Here is a 15,091-nt window from a genome sequence, read left to right as displayed (position 1 = left end):
GCGGCCAGAGACGGAGTGGGCGCCAGCTTCTCGGCCGGGGAGGCACCGACGTCTGGGACGGGCGTCGGGAGTGCCGATTTGGGAGACGGTGCTACGTCGGGCACCGGCTCTTCGGAAAGGGTTGTGGCGGTGGCCTCCAGGTGCTGGGTGGGGTGGGTGAGGGTGTGGAACTGTGCGAGTTCCCCCGCACAACCACGGACACTAGCGGAACCCGAAACCGCCGCTGATCTGCGAATACGCAGATAGAGAGGGGTTGCGTAGCACACGTACTATGTGCTGGCGGGGGTCACGCCGGTCCTGGTTCACAATTGCAACAAGAATCAAGGCGTCTATATATTCGACGATAAGTCGAAGCCTGGCCACGTGTATATCGGCAAGGCCAACAACTTTAACGTTCGACTGAACAAGCATGCAGACTTGGGCAGGCGAGACAAGGATGGGCCTGTCATTTGCATCCATGTGTGCGGAGATGACACGGCTCTAAGAATCCGAGAGCACATCATGAAGGTTCAGTTCGAAAAGATGGGCTTTAAGCTCAGTAGCGGCATTGAGGGGTTTGGTCGAAACCTCTACAACAAGCGCCAGGCGACTCAGCCTGAACTCCCGTTCGAGTAGGGCGATATGGGGAAATGGGGATACGGGCCATTCGATAACGATGGCGCCGCAGACTTTGCTGGCGATCTGGATGCCGCTCCGCTGTCTAGGCGAATTCAGGCGATCCGAGCTGCCCTCGCCTCGGTGGCGGGCGACGGCAGCTCGCATATCGATGGTGGTAGAGCAGAGCTGGCAATCGCTGCCGCTGCGTTGACAGTCCGAGGGGTTGAGGGCGGCGATGAATTTCAATCTGCGACGTGGGGGCCGAATGGTGAGATTCCGCAGATTCTGAAAGAGCTGGTACCCCTGGCGCTCGAAGCGATTTCTCGCCTACTCGCCACAAGCAATGACTTGCGGGACGACTGGAGCGTGGAGGAGGAAGGTGCTGAATGGCTTGCAATGCTCCGAAGGCTGAAAGCAGTGCTTGGCAGGGAAAGTACTGCTGGGGTTCCCCTCTCCGCTCCAGGCGCCGAAGGTCAAAAGCAAGGGCCACAGAGGGGTAGGCGAGCTGCGCATGAGGATGAATCCATCCAGGAAGGCCTTTGGTAATACCTTCAAGGTGGCTATCTGAATCAACTGAATGAAGGGTCATGAATGCGTGAGCCGTGACTTCGTCACGTCATCTGATCATGGAGAATTCGGTAGCCCGGCAAATGCGAGGGTCCCCTCCGCGCTTCTGCGCGGAGGGGACCCTCGGGTCGTTTGACGGCAACGGTGACGGCAACGTCAGCGGACGACGGTTGTCGTGGGTGGGTCATCGGGGTCGTTGCCGGTGGGGCTGAGCGCGTTGCTGAGGGTGTCGATGGCTCGGCGCTGGAGTCGGAGTCGGACGTGGGCGTAGACGCCGGTGGTGACGCCGATGTGGGCTTGCCCAACAACTCCTTGATCACGACGAGGTCGATGCCCTGTTCCAGGAGCAGGGTCGCGGTCGTGTGACGCAGCAGGTGAGCGTGGGCCGCGAGGTCAAGACCGGCCGCGCGGCAGCGTTCGTTGGCCGTGGTGAACACGGCCTTCCAGCCCGAGACCGACATCGGCACGCCGTCCTCGGTCAGCCAGAGCATCGCCGGCTCCAGCCCGCTCTCCGTCTCCCGCAGCAGCCGGTAGCGCTCAGCCGGGGTCAGATCGCTCAGCCGCATCCGCGTGATCCCGCCGGCAGACAGCGCGTGGACGACCTCCGGCCGGTCCGGGTCGCTGATCACCAAGGGACGGCGGATGCGCTGGTAGCGGCCCGCCGCCTGGGCCCGCTCCACGGCGTCCGCCCGGTCCCACTGCACGTAGTCGGCGATGTCCAGCACCAGGCTGTGCGGGACGTAGACCCAGCGGGCGGAGAAGTTCTTCGCGATGGCTCCCGGCAGCCAAAAGCGCTGGTAGCCAGTCACATCGGTGCGGGAGGGAACCTCGAAGACGGAGAGGCAGGACTGTTCGGTCAGGCGCTCTCCCGTGCGCACCATCAGGTCGGAGAAGGCCGTGTTGCGAGAGGCCCACCGGCCCCGGAAGTGACCGGACGGCAGTCCGTCCGGACCATAGCCGCGGAGTCCGACGTCCCGCCAGAGCCGGTAGGTCCGCGGCGGCATCCACTCGATGCGCTCGCCGTTCTCGTCGTGCGCGTAGGTGGCAGGCACCGTTGCCGACGCGCGAGGGCCCAGCACCGTGCCCGGCGGGCCGGGCTTGGCCAAGCGCTGTGGAATGGGGTTCTCCGTCACGTGTCCTTTGCGGACCGCCCACTCGAAGAACTGGTTCACGAGGGCGACTTCCTGGTTCCAGGTATCGCCCTCGACCCGTGGCCCGGCCTCGTCGCGCCGCCGCCACTGGTGGAATGCGATGTGATCAGCCTCCGTGGCCTGCCGCCACGACTTCCCTCCGCGCGCGACGTGCAAAAAGCCGCAGAAGCGGGCCAGCGCTCGCGCTCGGTTCGCGTTGCTATTCCACGGGGCGGTCAGCAGATTCGCCTGAAAGAAGTACGAGTTGAGCACCACGTCGTACTCGAAACGCGGCGAGAGCAGGTACGGCAGCCCGTCGGGCACCCCTGTCTCATCCAGCCACGAAACGCACCCCTCCCGGGCTTCGTACAGGTAGGGAGGCACGTCCTCAAGCTCGGGTAAGTCCCGGCTGGCGAAGTGCACTGTCCACGTCGATTCGATCCGCATCGGCGGAAGCTACACCGGTCAGTGACCGCCTATGCACAAGCCATGTCCGTACCCATCCGGGCCTTCCGCTCGGCCGTCGGGAACTGTTCCGCGCGTAGGTTCCGCCCAGCCTCTACCCGCGGCGCCCGCGTCTCCGAGGGCCCAGTGCACGCTGACCGCGTACAGGTCGACCGCCGCTTGACTGATCGGGAACAGCCGTCCCGCCGGTACGGTCGCGGGCAGCCGCCGCGCGGTGCGGCGGGCCTCCTCGGTCATCGCCAGTGCATCGCCGCGCTGCCCGTCCCGGGCGGAGGTGTAGGCGAGGGTGCACAATATTTGCGCATACGCCGCCGCCGCTGCATCGGTACGCAGCCCGGTCGCCTCCACATCCGCGGCTGCCGACGCCATGAGCCGCCGCGCGGCGGCCCTCTGGTCCTGGTGGCGCAGCCCGGTCGCCAACTCCCGTGTGGCGGCTGCCGTCACGATTGGCGAACCGGAGACCTGCGCCCAGGTGCGGGCCCGGTCCGCGGTGAGCCGCGCGCGTTCGTACCAGCCGAGCTTGACCAGTACGGCGGAGGCGAGGCTGTAGACGGCGGCGAGCCGGGCCTGGTCCGGCTCACGCCGTGAGGCGGCGGCTGCGTGCGCATCCGCGAACAGTCCCGGCAGCGCGCCGAGCAACTGCCGGTGTGCGCCCTTGTCGTACAACGCGCGCGCCGCGTTCAGCCGTACGTCCAACGGCCCGGTCTCCCGCGGCGCCGGAGTATCCGCCAGGGCCTCGTCCAGCCCCATCAGCAAGGGCGGCCGGCCCGGCAGCCGCCGTGGCGGTGAGCATCATACGGCGGCGCATGGAATCCTCCTCGGCGTCACACGACCTGCCCGTCACCCTGGTGTCCGCCGATGCCGTCGCGAGAGGTGGCGCGAGAGAAGTCACCAGGACGTGTCGGGGAACCCCCACTTCCAGTTCCGGGGAGGCGCGTTGCACCAGTACCAGAACGAAGTACGAGCCGGACCGCAGCTTCTCGGAATCCTCCTTCGGGGGAGAACCTTCGTCAGTTGGAGTAGAGAGCCCGGACCCGGATCAAGTCGGGGTCGGTCATGCCGTATACGCCCTCCGCGGCCGTGAGGTTCTCGCGTAGGAGCTGTTGTGCCTCGTCGTGTCGACCGGCCGCGGCGAGGCGTTCCGCGAGGAGGATGCGGGCCTTGGTCGTGAGGGGGTGTTGGGGTCCCAGGAGGCGTTCGCGGCCCTCTGTGGCGTCGCGCATCATGGTGACGGCTTCGTCGTGGCTGCCGTCCAGCATCAGGGCCCAACTGAGGACCAGCTTGGCGGAGCACACGAGCGGGTGGTCCGGGCCGTGCAGACGGATGCGGGCTTCCAGGGCACGGCGCGCCGCGGCCTCGGCCTCATCGGGAGCGGCCGTGTGGAGCAGGCCGAGGGCGTAGTTGCTGTAGGCGATGACGGTCACGGGGTGCTCGGGGCCGAGGGCGCGCTCGCAGCCGGCGACCGTGTCGGGCCCCTCGCGTACGAAGGTGTCGGTGCGGCCGGTCTCGGCGAGGAACTCCAGGTTCAGGGCGCGGCTCTTGAGGGTGTCGACGTGGTCCTCGCCCAGGACCCGGCGCTGGCCCTCGATGGCGTCGCCGAGCCAGGTCAGGCTTTCGTCATGCCGTCCGAGGAGGTAGAGCGGCAGGCTCAGCAGCGCGGCGGTGCGCAACGTGTCGGGGTGTTCGGCGCCCAGGACTTCGGTGCGCTCTTGGTGGACGCGACGCAGCAGTTGCTCGGCTTCGGTGAGTTTGCCCAGTCGGCGGAGCGAATCCCCCTGCTGGTGAAGGGCGCTGAGGGTGTCGGGGTGCGTCGCCCCCTGGAGGCGCTGGGAGATGTCGCCGGCGAGGTTTGCGAGTGCGATCGCGGCGGAGTAGTCGCCGGTTTCATGCACGCACTGGGCGACCTGTACGGCAATTCCGACGGCTGGGGAGACGGTGGCCTCGTCGACGTGGTGCAGCAGCGCGGTGATGTGCGGGGTGATGAGCCTGAGTTGCTCGGCATTGATGGACGCGGCGTCCTGTGCCGGGGCGACCGCTCGCAGCAGGTTGATGGCGACGCGTACGTAGCCGGGGCGCTGCGGCGCGGGGATGCCGCCGTACACGCTCTCCAGCAGGAGGCCATGGACTTGGATGCAGCGAACCTCACCGGAGCCCGTATACAGGGTGGCCAGGGAGTGATCCAGCAGGCCCCGCAGCGCTGACTCCAACTGGGCTATTCGTAGGGGCGGTTCGAGTGATTCCAGGTCTGCCCTGTTGACGGCGTTGCGGGCGAAGAGCGTCAAGGGCAGTGGATCCGCGGCGAAGCAGGACAGGAGTCTCAGCAGCGTGGTGGCTTCGGGCACACCGTGAGCAGTGAGGTCGTCCAGGGTGAGCTGCCAGGTTCGGGAAACCAGGTGCCGCGAGTCCTGCGTTTGTGCGCCTTGGTCGATCAGGCCGGCGGCGTCGTCTTGCAGGCGATCGTGGTAGTCACTCATCGTCCACGACTCCAGGAGTTGGTGGGCCAGATAGGAACCGGCGAGGTTCAATGCCAGCGGAAGGCAGCCCAGTCGTCGGGCCACGGACTTCGCATCCTGGATGCTTCCCGCGTCCGGAGCGAGATCACACAAGACCTGCGCGGCGTCGTCCAGGGGCAGAACGTCGAGCCGGTGCATCCTGGCGCCGCGCCACAGTGCGGCCGTGGAGCGGCGAGAGGTGACCAGGACCGTTCCGGCCGTGCTCGCGCGCAGCCAACCGCCTTCCCCCAGGAGACTGGGCTCGTCGGCGTTGTCGATGACCAGCAGCCAGGGCTGGGGTGAACGGTCCAGGTAGTGCCACACCAAGTCGGCGGCAGCGCGCTGGCCGAGCTGAGCGGCGACCACCTCCCCCGGAGCCGCACCACGGTCGGCGGCAACAGCGAGCATCCCCGCGCGTAGCGTCGTTCGGTCCGAGGCGCTCACCCACAGCGCTACCCGGTCCTGGTTCAGCGCCTCCTGGAAGGCCCAGTGCGCGAGTGAGGTCTTTCCGCAGCCGCCCATGCCGTGGACGACGTGGATGCCGTGGCTCTCGCCGATCGCCGCAGTGAGTGCGGCTCGCAGACCTGATCGATTGCGGAGGATCTTCGGGGCCCGTTCGGCCAGGGCGACACGTACAGAATCCGGCCACGGCCAGGAGCCGCCGGGTTCACCGGGGCCGCCCACGGTGGGTTGCGGATAGTGGTGATGGTGCTCGGTGATCAGCTGATCGCGGGCCGCCTGATAGACGCGGCCCTGGTCGGACGCTTGACCTTCGACGGAGGTGCTGGACGCCGGGACGTCGTCCGGGCCTGCCGGGTTCACGCCTCGGTGATGTGCTGGTCGCGGCCCGCCTGGTACACCCGGCCGTGTCCGGTCGCGTCGGCGCGCATCCGCACCGCTGGGGCGGCGGCCGGAGCGTGGGGGCCGATTTCCTCCAGCAGGCGCCTCAGTTGATCGGCCACGGCGGGGTCGGCGGCCAGCAGCCTGCGGAGCCGTCCCTGCCATTCAACGCGGAGTTCGTCCTCGGATCGGTCGTCATGGGCGGCGCGGGCCGTGAGCAGATCCGCCCGGGTTGCCTCCAGTTCGGCGTCGACGGCGTCCGCACGATCGGGATGGACCCGCCGCCACACGGCGACAAGTCCCTCGCGAGTACGTTGCCAGGCATCGGTGGCCATGAGCGTGACCACCGTGGTTCCCGCCGTGCCCGCCAGCGCAGTAATCTCCGGATCCATCCAACCCTCCGCTGCGACGTGACTCCGCTGGACCCAGTCCATCAGTTCGCGATGCCGTGGGATGGGCTCCTGGTGATTTTGGCTCACAATCGCCCTGTCGGTCACCTTGCGCGTGGTTCCCCCGGTCGGGTTGGGTGGCAAGGCTGGCCATCACCCCAAGGCGGAGGTACTTGTGGCTGACGTGAACTTCGAGACCGCGCTCTGGCGCAAGAGCAACAACAGCGGCGACACAGGATGTGTCGAAGTCGCGCTGAACACCCCCTCGATCGGGGTCCGCGACACCAAACAACACGGCACCGGACCCGTACTCGCCTTCAGCCGCACCGCATGGACGTCCTTCGTGGACGGGTTACGAGCGGGCGACTTCGAGGCCGAGGAGAGCACGACCTGAGCGCGAGCCCGCAGAACCGTGCGACCCAGGCAGCGGACCCACCCGTGACCACAGTCGGCCGGGTCGGTCCGCTGCTTGCCTCCACCGGGATCTCCGTCACCGGCGACGGCGCGTTCATGGCCGCGGCCCCGCTGCTGGCGGCTTCCCTCACCCGCAATCCGCTGGCGATCTCCACGGTCACCGCGGCCTTCTACCTCCCCTGGCTGCTTGTCGGCCTGCCCGCCGGGGCACTCGCCGACCGCTGGCCGCGCCGGACCGTCATGATCACGGCCGACCTTCTGCGCGCAGTGGTCCTGGGTGCTCTCGCCGTGGTCGTGGTGAGCGGCCACGCCACGTTGCCGCTGCTCGCCGCGACGATCCTGATCGTCGGTGCCGCTCAGTGCTTCTTCGACGCCTCCTCGCAAGCCGTCATCCCGCTGCTGGTCGGCCGCGGCAAAGAAGCGCTCACGAAGGTGAACGGGCGCTACTGGGCGATCGACACCATCGGGCGTTCCCTGGCCGGACCGCCACTCGGCTCGGGCGCCTTCGCGCTCAGCGCCACCGTGCCCTTCGCCGCCGACGCGGCCTCCTTCGTATGCTCCGCCGCCTGCATCAGCCGCCTACCGAAGATGGCCCCCGACACGGAGCACACCGCGCCGCTGATCACGGCGATCCGCGCCGGCCTCCGACACCTGCGTACGACCCCTGAGTTGCGCATGCTCGCCGCGAGCATGGCCGCGTACAACTTCGCCTACAACCTCTCCATGGCGACCTTCGTGCTGTACGCGACCAGCAAGCTGCACGTCGCGACGGCCGGCTACGGCGCCCTGCTCGCGGTCGCGGCCCTCGGCGGAATCGTCGCGGGCTGGCGAGCCGCCCCACTGACCCGCTCGCTCAGCTACCGGCAGATGATGGCCGTCGCCAGCGTGTTGCAAGCCGTCGCCTGGAGCGGCGTCGCCGCCGTCCCCAACGCCTTCGCCGCGGGATCCTTCCTCGCGATCCTGGGCGCCGCCTCCACTCTCACCAGCGTCGCGGCGGGCTCCGCACGGCAGGCGCTCACCCCCGATGACCTGCTCGGACGTGTCGTTTCCGCCTTCCGCCTGTTCGGTGTCGGCGCCGCGGGGTTGGGCGCCCTGACAGGCGGCCTCGTCGCCCGCGAAGCGGGCCTGCGCGCACCGATATGGGGCGCTGCCGTGCTGCTGCTGGCATCCGCGATCGGGTTGCGGCCATGGCGACGGCCCGACTGACGACACCGCGAACGCACCGGGGGAGCGCCACTGCTCCGGTTGGCAGGTCACGCCGATCGAGCGCTGAGGCCGGCAAGGCGAGTTGACCGTCAGCAGAGGCGGAACGAGTCGTGGCGGCGGCTGACGCGCGAGCACGGCGCGGCCGTGTGAGTCCGGGGCGCCCCGGGTGCGCTCGGGCGCGAGGCGATGGGGTGGAGGCTTCGCCGTTCGCGGAGTGGGCAATGCTCACGCGGTGAGCGGCAAGGCGGTTGTCGTGAGGCGCCGGTGAAGGCAAAGGTGCTGGGGTGGTTGGCTGTTGTCAGCAAGTTCCCTCATCTGACGAGGGCCTGGTACCGGTTTCTGGGGGATGCATGCGGCAGTTGGCAGCTGATGTTGTGGTGGAGACCGCCCGACGGCTCGATGCGCACAGGTGGTCATGGGCTGTCGACGAGTTGGGGGGTCTGCTGACGGCCGTCGGGCTTACGCCGCTTGGTCCGCTCACTTGTCCCTCGGTTCGGATCCAGCACCCCGGCCTCCCCGGCATCGACGGATTCGCTGTCACCATGCCGGACGAGTCACTGGTACTCGAGGTGATGATCACGCTCACCGAAGTCGTCGAGAAGGGCGACCGCCAGGGCCAGGAGGCTCTCGTCGCGGCGCACCGGAGCTATGAACAGGCACTGATCAGCGTCTTCGGCCTGCCTGACGAGCGGCCCAAGAACACGGTCGCGATGTGGGACCGGGGCCCTGAAGTGTTCAGACTCTGCCGCCTCGGAGTCGCGGTCGTCCTGGTCGGAGAGAGCAAGAACGGCCTTCGGATACGTGAAGGCGGGAGCATTCACACGGAGACGGCCCCGGAAAGCAGGAGGCGTCTTCCCGGCGAGGACGGTCCCGTCGGGACGGTGCCGGCGCTCGATGACGACGGGTGGGCCATGCTCGGCGCCGGGCTCGGACGCTTCCTCGGTCGGCTGGAGGACGGCGATGTCGTCATGTTCGAGGTCGACGACGTCATCGTGCTCGACACCGCCAGATCCGGCGACGAACTCCGCATCATCGCGACGGGTACGGAGGACACCCTGGACGCCGTTGCTCTCTCCGACGAGCAGGAGACCGCCCTCACCGCCTTCGGGTTCCAACGTCCCCTGGGGGACCTCTCCGAGCGTGACCACCAGGAGGAGACCTGGTGGCAACACCTGCCGCTGCCCGCAGACCGGTCCGACCTCGAGTCGGCCGGACATGCCATCGCGGCATCAGCTCGTCAGGTCTACGGCGCCGCCAGGCCCTCCGACATCGTCTGGTCCGGTCACGGTCTGGCCGACGAGGCCAGGTGGTGGCTCAACTCCCTCGACATCACGCCGGCGTACTTCGAGTCGGACTGAGGCCGGCCCTACCGGCCACACCCACACGGCGTGACCGCGGTGGTCGGAAACTCGCCCCCCGACTCCCCGCAGCGGCACGGACTCTCACATCCTCAGCAACCGGTCCAGCATGAACGACGCGTCCTCGGACGGGTTGATGAACAACGACTGGACGCGGTAACGCCCTTGGGGCACATCCACCCAGATGACCTCGGCCTCGCCGATCTCGTCACCGCGAACCGCGGAGTCCAGCAGAACGTAACGACCGCCGAGGGCGATGTCGAAGACGTCCTGCCACTCGTCCGACGCCATGCTCCGCTCCACCGCGCCCTCCAGCCCGACGTCGTCGTCGGCCGCGCTCCACCGGATGAAGGTCATCGTGCGGTCGAGATAGGTGACCGCCGCCGGCTCCCCACCCAACGTGAGCACCTCGCCGTGACCAGGCAGAGCAACCCGGCCGACGTACTCGACCCCCACGGAATCCGCCTCGGTGCCGTCCCAGTCCGTCAGGTACGACTCCGGACACAACGCGTAGTACCCGAAATCCGTATCGAGCCACTCCACTGTTCGACGACCTCCCAAGCCGCTGACCGCTCCCGACCCTACCCACGCTCCGACGCGTCAACGGCTACCCGACACCCGGGACGCACACAGGGCCCGAGTTCACCGGACGATGAGATGCGGCGGGATCCCCCGGTCGACCTGGATGTGCAGATGGTCGTGCTGGAGGACTTTCGGCTCCGCAGGTTCGTGTGTCAGACCACCCTCCGGTCGGCGAGCGCGGCCACCTCGGTGAAGTACGTGCGGAACAACGGCTCGTCACCGGGCGGCACTCGGAACGCGGGCGAGGTGGTGTACCGGAAGGCGGCCGGGTCGGTGCCGTAGAGCGCGGCGTTCGGATCGCGTACGGAACCGATGAACAACTGGCCCGGTTTGTCGGGCTTCTTGTACTGCACCAGCGCCCCGAGCCACCGCAGCGGCACCCGGAAGGTGTGAGCGGGACCGGCCAGGTAGAACAGTTCGAACACCCCCCGGTCCAGCCGCAGATGTAGGTCCTCGTAGTCGAACGTCAGCGGATCCATGGCGAGAAGATAGCCCGGCTCCCGCATCACCGCGCGACAACCCCATGCGGGGCACGACCGCCGCATCCCGGGCACGCCTCGGCATGCCGGCGAGGAAGAACAGCGGTCCGTGGACCGCGGGCAGGACCCACCCCGTTGCGGACGGCGGTGCGTTCTCGGTGATCCCGCCCCCGACGAGCGCGGCGAGCGACGTCCCGACCACGCCACCGGCCAGGAACCCCCGGGTGGCCGAGGCCCTCGGGTTGCCCGTGGACGAACTCACCAGCGAGAACACGACCGCCGCCTACCGCCGTTACGGCATCGACATCGCGCCGATCCCCCGGCTCACCTTCGAGTGAACCGAGGTTCTGCACACCGAGGTCCCGCACCGTGTCGGGGCCGAACCGGCGCGTCGTGGTCGTCGTCCACGCCGCCATCAACTTCTCCCGCCTGCAACCGAGGTTGTAGGCACCCGGTCCGGCCCCGCTCGGCCCAGTTACCGCGACAGCCGGGAAGCGCAGCACTGGGGGAGTCGCGTCGGATCCCCCCTCTCGACGCGACTCGCGCCGGCGGCCAGCACCGCCTGTTCGACGTCATCTTCCGCGCCGGGCCGCACCTTTCGCAGCAGGAGGTGCTGCACCTGACCGTCCGCGGCTTCGTGGGAGGAGTAGCCGTGGTCCGCACTGTGACGCGATATCGCCTCCATGACCTGCGACCGCGCGTCCTTGCTGAGGCTTCCGTCGAAGATCGCGACCATGTCGACCAGACCACCGACGCTGACAGCGCGCACGGCGATCTCGTCATCCACGGCGGCGGCGATCTCTACGAAGCCGGTGGTGCCGGTCACGCACGACGACCCCGACGCGTGTGCGGCCTCGACCAGCGCGGGCGACGCCGGCTTCGTGGCAACGGACTTGCCGGCATGGTCCAGCAGTTCCACCTCGAAGTCGCCCACCAGCCAGATCCGGTCGTCACCCGCAGGCAGGGCGAACGCGCTGTAGCTGTCGCGCAGATGTTCGGCGCCGGTGGGCGTGAGCCAGCCCACGTGGGAGTCACGGGCGGCCCAGCGGGCTGTCACGAGGACACCGCGAGCCGTGGCGTAGCCGATCAGCTCGGCCTCGTCGGAGCCGCCGGAATGCCAGAGCCCCAGCAGCTCCAGGTCCGGGGTGAAGTGCGCCACGACCCCGCGCCGTCCGTCGGCGACGACCAGGCCGTGCTCGGTGACCGTCAGGGTCGGGTCGCCGCCGATCGCGCGGGAGGCCGGCCATTCGCTGGTCGCCGCGAGACCGAGCACCGCATCACCGAGGTTGTCGAGGCCGTCGAGGACCACCTCACGCTCCCAGCGGCCCGGCCGCCCGACGGCCAATCGGCAGGCCCCGCCGACGGGAGGAAGGACCGCCGCGAGCCGACCGCCGCCGAGCCCGGCCACCCGCCAGACCTTGTCCTCATGGGCCGCGACCGGGGACACGTCACTGAGCCGGAACTCCTGGAGCGGGCTACCGGCCCAGATCCGGTCGGCCTCCACGTCAACCGCCAACGGCGTCTTCCAGCCGAGGTGTTCGGCCTTCGCCTCACCGATCACCGCGAAGTCGCGTAGCGCTCGTACGGTGCCGGTGTTCTCGCATGCCTGAACCACCAGTGTGCCGTCGGTCCATATCTCCATGAGCCATCCCCGTGCCGTCTTGATCAAGGTTGGGCATGACCCTAGCGAAGGTGGCCGACACCAGTAGTGCGGGCCCAACTCACTTGCTATCCAAGGCAGATGACGCGCGGGTGTACTCTCATCGTCGCCGGGTCCGACAACGGCGAGGGCCGCTGCCGCATCCTCGCCGAGGATGAACCACAGGGCTGAGCAGTCACCAGGGCTGCAAGATCAGCTCATTCCCGTACCCGACTACAGACTGCCGGTTTCATCCACGCGGATGAGGTACTACCAGATCCACGGGGGAGCCGGGCGGTCGACGCCCAACTGGTGCCGACGTTCGCCGCGTTCTGCCGGTGCTCGGGCCGGAGTGCGGCGAGCATGGACGGCATCCCGAACCGTCGGTACCACCGACGCGGCCCGGCCCCTGACCGAATCAGACTGCCCCGGCCCGTGCGAGCACCTCGGCGATCTCGTCGAGGCCCTTCTCCCGGGCGATGCCGAGCGGCGTGTCGCTGCCGACCCTGAGCCCGGACGGATCGGCGATCCGGGCGTTGACGTCGGCCCCGGCGGCGATGAGCGTCTCGATGCTGCCGATCTCGGCCCCCAGCCGCACCGCGTAGTGCAGGGGCGTCGCGCCCGCCGTCGTGCGCGGGTCGGGATCGCCGGCACGATCGAGCATCAGCCGGAGGCCCCCGGCGCTGTCGCCCTTCCCGGCCCTGGCGCCCTTCCCGGCCCTGGCGCCCGCGGCGGCGTGCAGGGCGGACAGGCCTTCGATCCTGTAGACGTCCCGGTACGCGGTGCGTCGCACCGGGTCCGCGCCGGCGTCGAGCAACGCAGCGACGAACTCCGGCGTGTGGACTGCCACCATCAGCGGCGTCAAACCGAGTCCGGTCTCGGCCTCGACGTCCGCGCCGGCGTCGACCAGGCGGCGCATGATCTCCAGCCGCTCGGCAACTTCCGACTCGCGCAACGGGCTGAACCGGCTCTCGGCCACGACGTGCAGCGGCGTCTCGCCGATCGGACTGGCCGCCCGTGGGTCGGCGCCGGCGTCGAGGAGCGCCCGCACCACCTCCACGGAGGGACCGGGCCGGTCGGTGCGGAACGGTCCTTTGGCGGCCATCCAGAGCGGTGTCGCATCGCGCCCGATCCGCTCCCCGCTGAAGTCGGTTGGGTACAGGCCGAGTTCCTTCAGGAGGGTGTCGCCGCCGGTCCGCGCGTCGATGTCGGCGCCCGCGGCCAGCAGCGTCCGCACCGTCTCGGCCGAGCCCGACATCACTGCGAAGTGCAACAGCGTCATCGCCGAGCTGTTACCCTCGGCCGGCCCCAGCGGGGCACCCGCGGCGATCGCGGCGGCCACGGTCCCCAACTCGCCGTGGGCGCAGGCGTTGGCCAGCCGGGCGGAGTCCGGCGGCGCGTAGACGGTCAGCTCGGCCAGCATCCGGGACAACGGCCGCGGACAGTCGAAAGCGTCCGCCTCGTCGGACATGGCGTGGTCGATCCGGTAGACGCAGGGATCGCCGGGCCGCGGATCGTCGAGGTCGACGACCCAGTAGTACTGAGTCGAATCGTTGAACCCGATCACGAAGCACGGCCGGTCCACCCCGAACGGATCGCCCCCGCCGGCCCCCTGCGGGAAGCTCACCTTGTCGCCGTAATCGGCGGTGACCAGCAAAGTACGCGGCGGCCACGTGATCTCCATCAGCGTCTCGATCTCCGGCGGCAGCGGCTTGGGCGCGTCGGTCCAGTGCACTCCCATTTCGATCGTCTCGGGTATGGTCCCGCCGAGCCGCTCGATCTGACGTAAAACCTTGGTGTGCAAACCTTTGCTTGACATCGGGGCAGACGAGCAAACGATCACTCAACCACCGTGCGCCCGCTCACCCTTCCGGCCTTGCGGACCAACCACGCGACCAGATAGCCGACCGCGATCTCCGCACCCGTCACCACAACCCCTTCGCCCAACTGCCTTACGCCATCACGACGGTAGCCGGGAATCGGCGCCCGGACCCGGAAGCGCCCGGCATCCGGGCGGAGTTCCGGCATTCCCGGAATCCGTCATTCCGGCTATCCGGCGCCCCGGCGCTCCGGGAATCCGGCGGGCGCGACAGCGTAGCGAGCGGAGGACCCCGGTCCGTGCCGCGAGGCTCGGCGTCCCAACAGCCCACCGGAAGGGGCGCTTTACCCCGTCCGCTCGAGTTCGCTCCAGTACTCTCGGCGGATGGCTTGGGCGAATCTGGTCGTAGCGGCTGCCGCGATGGTGACCGGGGTGGTGGCGACGTATTTCACCTACGTCACGCTCAGGGGTCAATTTCGGCGCCGTCATGATCCGACGGCGACGGCACCGACGCCGGCACCGGATGACGGCTCCGCCGCACCCTCCGCCCTACCTTCCGCGGCGCCCTCCGCCGTATCTTCCGCCGCCCCCGCCGGACCTGCCACTTCCTACGACGCCTTCATCTCGTACGCCGAAGCCGACGAGCCGGGCGCGGTCCGTTTGGCCACGCAACTGCGCATGCGCGGGATGCGGATCTTCCTGGCCGAGTGGCTCGGTCCCGGGCTGGTGGAAATCCTGGAGAAGGAGCGCGCGTTGCTGGGATCGGCCAATGGCGTGTTGATCTTCAGCAGGGCGACGACGGGTGATTCGCGGATCATGGACGAATACGCCGCGCTGCTCCAGCGGGTGCACTCCGGGGGCCGCCGTTTCATACCGGTGCTGGCCGAGGCGGTGGAACTGCCGCCCTTCGCCCGGATTCGGGTGCCGTTGGATCTGACGTGCGGCGACGCCGAGTACGAGACGCGGATCGACCTGCTGGTCCGTGCTCTTCGTCCGACCGAAACGGAGGCGGGTTCATGAGAGGCGGGTTCATGAGAGGCGGGCTCATGAGGGGTCGGCGGCGGTTACGGGTCCGGTCCCGGACGTGATCATTCCGAGTTCGACCATCCGGAAG

At 68.7% G+C, this 15,091-nt stretch carries 15 protein-coding genes and 2 pseudogenes; 7 read left to right on the top strand and 10 right to left on the bottom strand.

Annotation, left to right across the window (positions count from 1 at the left end; all coding sequences use genetic code 11):
* Positions 1 to 273 precede the first annotated feature (273 nt).
* Positions 274 to 615 (top strand): GIY-YIG nuclease family protein, encoded by a 342-nt coding sequence (locus AC13HU_RS14680; protein WP_483042288.1) that lies wholly within the window; start codon positions 274 to 276, stop codon positions 613 to 615.
* 6 nt (positions 616 to 621) lie between these two features.
* A complete protein-coding gene (locus tag AC13HU_RS14675) occupies positions 622 to 1,143 on the top strand; it encodes a DUF4259 domain-containing protein (protein ID WP_483042287.1) in 522 nt (173 codons plus the stop codon).
* 177 nt (positions 1,144 to 1,320) lie between these two features.
* Here AC13HU_RS14675 and AC13HU_RS14670 read toward each other — a convergent pair.
* The 5 genes and pseudogenes from AC13HU_RS14670 to AC13HU_RS14650 form a co-directional block, all read right to left on the bottom strand.
* Positions 1,321 to 1,625 (bottom strand): annotated as a pseudogene (locus AC13HU_RS14670) (tyrosine-type recombinase/integrase).
* Between the two features lie 687 nt (positions 1,626 to 2,312).
* Positions 2,313 to 2,741, bottom strand: a pseudogene (locus tag AC13HU_RS14665) (site-specific integrase); the annotation flags it as partial.
* 18 nt (positions 2,742 to 2,759) lie between these two features.
* The gene (locus AC13HU_RS14660) at positions 2,760 to 3,509 is read right to left on the bottom strand and encodes a hypothetical protein (RefSeq protein ID WP_483042286.1); all 750 of its coding nucleotides are present in this window, start codon (positions 3,507 to 3,509) and stop codon (positions 2,760 to 2,762) included.
* A gap of 260 nt (positions 3,510 to 3,769) precedes the next feature.
* A complete protein-coding gene (locus AC13HU_RS14655; protein WP_483042285.1) occupies positions 3,770 to 6,073 on the bottom strand; it encodes a tetratricopeptide repeat protein in 2,304 nt (767 codons plus the stop codon).
* Complete coding sequence (locus AC13HU_RS14650) at positions 6,070 to 6,588, bottom strand: hypothetical protein (RefSeq protein ID WP_483042284.1); 519 nt, start codon at positions 6,586 to 6,588, stop codon at positions 6,070 to 6,072. The genes AC13HU_RS14655 and AC13HU_RS14650 overlap by 4 nt, the downstream gene beginning before the upstream one ends.
* A gap of 67 nt (positions 6,589 to 6,655) precedes the next feature.
* Between AC13HU_RS14650 and AC13HU_RS14645 the strand changes: the two genes are divergently transcribed.
* The 3 genes from AC13HU_RS14645 to AC13HU_RS14635 all read left to right on the top strand — a co-directional run bounded on the left by AC13HU_RS14645 (position 6,656) and on the right by AC13HU_RS14635 (position 9,458).
* Positions 6,656 to 6,874 (top strand): DUF397 domain-containing protein, encoded by a 219-nt coding sequence (locus AC13HU_RS14645; protein WP_483042283.1) that lies wholly within the window; start codon positions 6,656 to 6,658, stop codon positions 6,872 to 6,874.
* A 44-nt stretch (positions 6,875 to 6,918) separates the two neighbouring features.
* Positions 6,919 to 8,100 carry an MFS transporter gene (locus tag AC13HU_RS14640; protein ID WP_483042282.1) on the top strand — a complete coding sequence of 394 codons (1,182 nt, stop codon included), beginning with the start codon at positions 6,919 to 6,921 and terminating at the stop codon, positions 8,098 to 8,100.
* A 350-nt stretch (positions 8,101 to 8,450) separates the two neighbouring features.
* A complete protein-coding gene (locus tag AC13HU_RS14635; protein ID WP_483042281.1) occupies positions 8,451 to 9,458 on the top strand; it encodes a DUF6301 family protein in 1,008 nt (335 codons plus the stop codon).
* An 84-nt stretch (positions 9,459 to 9,542) separates the two neighbouring features.
* Here AC13HU_RS14635 and AC13HU_RS14630 read toward each other — a convergent pair whose 3' ends face one another.
* Both AC13HU_RS14630 and AC13HU_RS14625 read right to left on the bottom strand, forming a co-directional pair.
* A complete protein-coding gene (locus AC13HU_RS14630) occupies positions 9,543 to 10,001 on the bottom strand; it encodes an Imm21 family immunity protein (protein WP_483042280.1) in 459 nt (152 codons plus the stop codon).
* Positions 10,002 to 10,192: 191 nt separating this feature from the next.
* On the bottom strand, positions 10,193 to 10,519 hold the full coding sequence (locus AC13HU_RS14625; RefSeq protein ID WP_483042279.1) for a hypothetical protein: 327 nt from the start codon (positions 10,517 to 10,519) through the stop codon (positions 10,193 to 10,195).
* 44 nt (positions 10,520 to 10,563) lie between these two features.
* On the opposite strand from AC13HU_RS14625, the gene AC13HU_RS14620 reads away from it, so the two are divergent.
* Positions 10,564 to 10,857, top strand: coding sequence for a hypothetical protein (locus AC13HU_RS14620; protein WP_483042278.1), 294 nt, complete (start codon positions 10,564 to 10,566; stop codon positions 10,855 to 10,857).
* A gap of 137 nt (positions 10,858 to 10,994) precedes the next feature.
* Here AC13HU_RS14620 and AC13HU_RS14615 read toward each other — a convergent pair whose 3' ends face one another.
* The 3 genes from AC13HU_RS14615 to AC13HU_RS14605 all read right to left on the bottom strand — a co-directional run bounded on the left by AC13HU_RS14615 (position 10,995) and on the right by AC13HU_RS14605 (position 14,186).
* Positions 10,995 to 12,161 (bottom strand): hypothetical protein, encoded by a 1,167-nt coding sequence (locus tag AC13HU_RS14615; protein WP_483042277.1) that lies wholly within the window; start codon positions 12,159 to 12,161, stop codon positions 10,995 to 10,997.
* A gap of 415 nt (positions 12,162 to 12,576) precedes the next feature.
* Positions 12,577 to 13,977: an ankyrin repeat domain-containing protein gene (locus AC13HU_RS14610; RefSeq protein WP_483042276.1), complete on the bottom strand. Its 1,401-nt coding sequence runs from the start codon at positions 13,975 to 13,977 to the stop codon at positions 12,577 to 12,579.
* A 20-nt stretch (positions 13,978 to 13,997) separates the two neighbouring features.
* A complete protein-coding gene (locus AC13HU_RS14605; protein WP_483042275.1) occupies positions 13,998 to 14,186 on the bottom strand; it encodes a hypothetical protein in 189 nt (62 codons plus the stop codon).
* A gap of 175 nt (positions 14,187 to 14,361) precedes the next feature.
* On the opposite strand from AC13HU_RS14605, the gene AC13HU_RS14600 reads away from it, so the two are divergent.
* Positions 14,362 to 14,997: a toll/interleukin-1 receptor domain-containing protein gene (locus AC13HU_RS14600; protein WP_483042274.1), complete on the top strand. Its 636-nt coding sequence runs from the start codon at positions 14,362 to 14,364 to the stop codon at positions 14,995 to 14,997.
* Positions 14,998 to 15,091: the final 94 nt, after the last annotated feature.

It is taken from the genome of Streptomyces sp. NH27, assembly GCF_056859195.1.
Note: the sequence above shows the minus strand (reverse complement) of the source record. Positions and strands in the feature narration are given on the sequence as shown.

Excerpts from the sequence above, each read along its gene's own strand:
- AC13HU_RS14605 (WP_483042275.1), bottom strand. The coding sequence starts at position 14,186 with ATGCCGGAACTCCGCCCGGATGCCGGGCGCTTCCGGGTCCGGGCGCCG.
- AC13HU_RS14615 (WP_483042277.1), bottom strand. The coding sequence starts at position 12,161 with ATGGAGATATGGACCGACGGCACACTGGTGGTTCAGGCATGCGAGAAC.
- AC13HU_RS14675 (WP_483042287.1), top strand. The coding sequence starts at position 622 with ATGGGGAAATGGGGATACGGGCCATTCGATAACGATGGCGCCGCAGAC.
- AC13HU_RS14625 (WP_483042279.1), bottom strand. The coding sequence starts at position 10,519 with ATGGATCCGCTGACGTTCGACTACGAGGACCTACATCTGCGGCTGGAC.
- AC13HU_RS14610 (WP_483042276.1), bottom strand. The coding sequence starts at position 13,977 with ATGTCAAGCAAAGGTTTGCACACCAAGGTTTTACGTCAGATCGAGCGG.
- AC13HU_RS14600 (WP_483042274.1), top strand. The coding sequence starts at position 14,362 with ATGGCTTGGGCGAATCTGGTCGTAGCGGCTGCCGCGATGGTGACCGGG.
- AC13HU_RS14620 (WP_483042278.1), top strand. The coding sequence starts at position 10,564 with ATGCGGGGCACGACCGCCGCATCCCGGGCACGCCTCGGCATGCCGGCG.
- AC13HU_RS14635 (WP_483042281.1), top strand. The coding sequence starts at position 8,451 with ATGCGGCAGTTGGCAGCTGATGTTGTGGTGGAGACCGCCCGACGGCTC.
- AC13HU_RS14660 (WP_483042286.1), bottom strand. The coding sequence starts at position 3,509 with ATGGGGCTGGACGAGGCCCTGGCGGATACTCCGGCGCCGCGGGAGACC.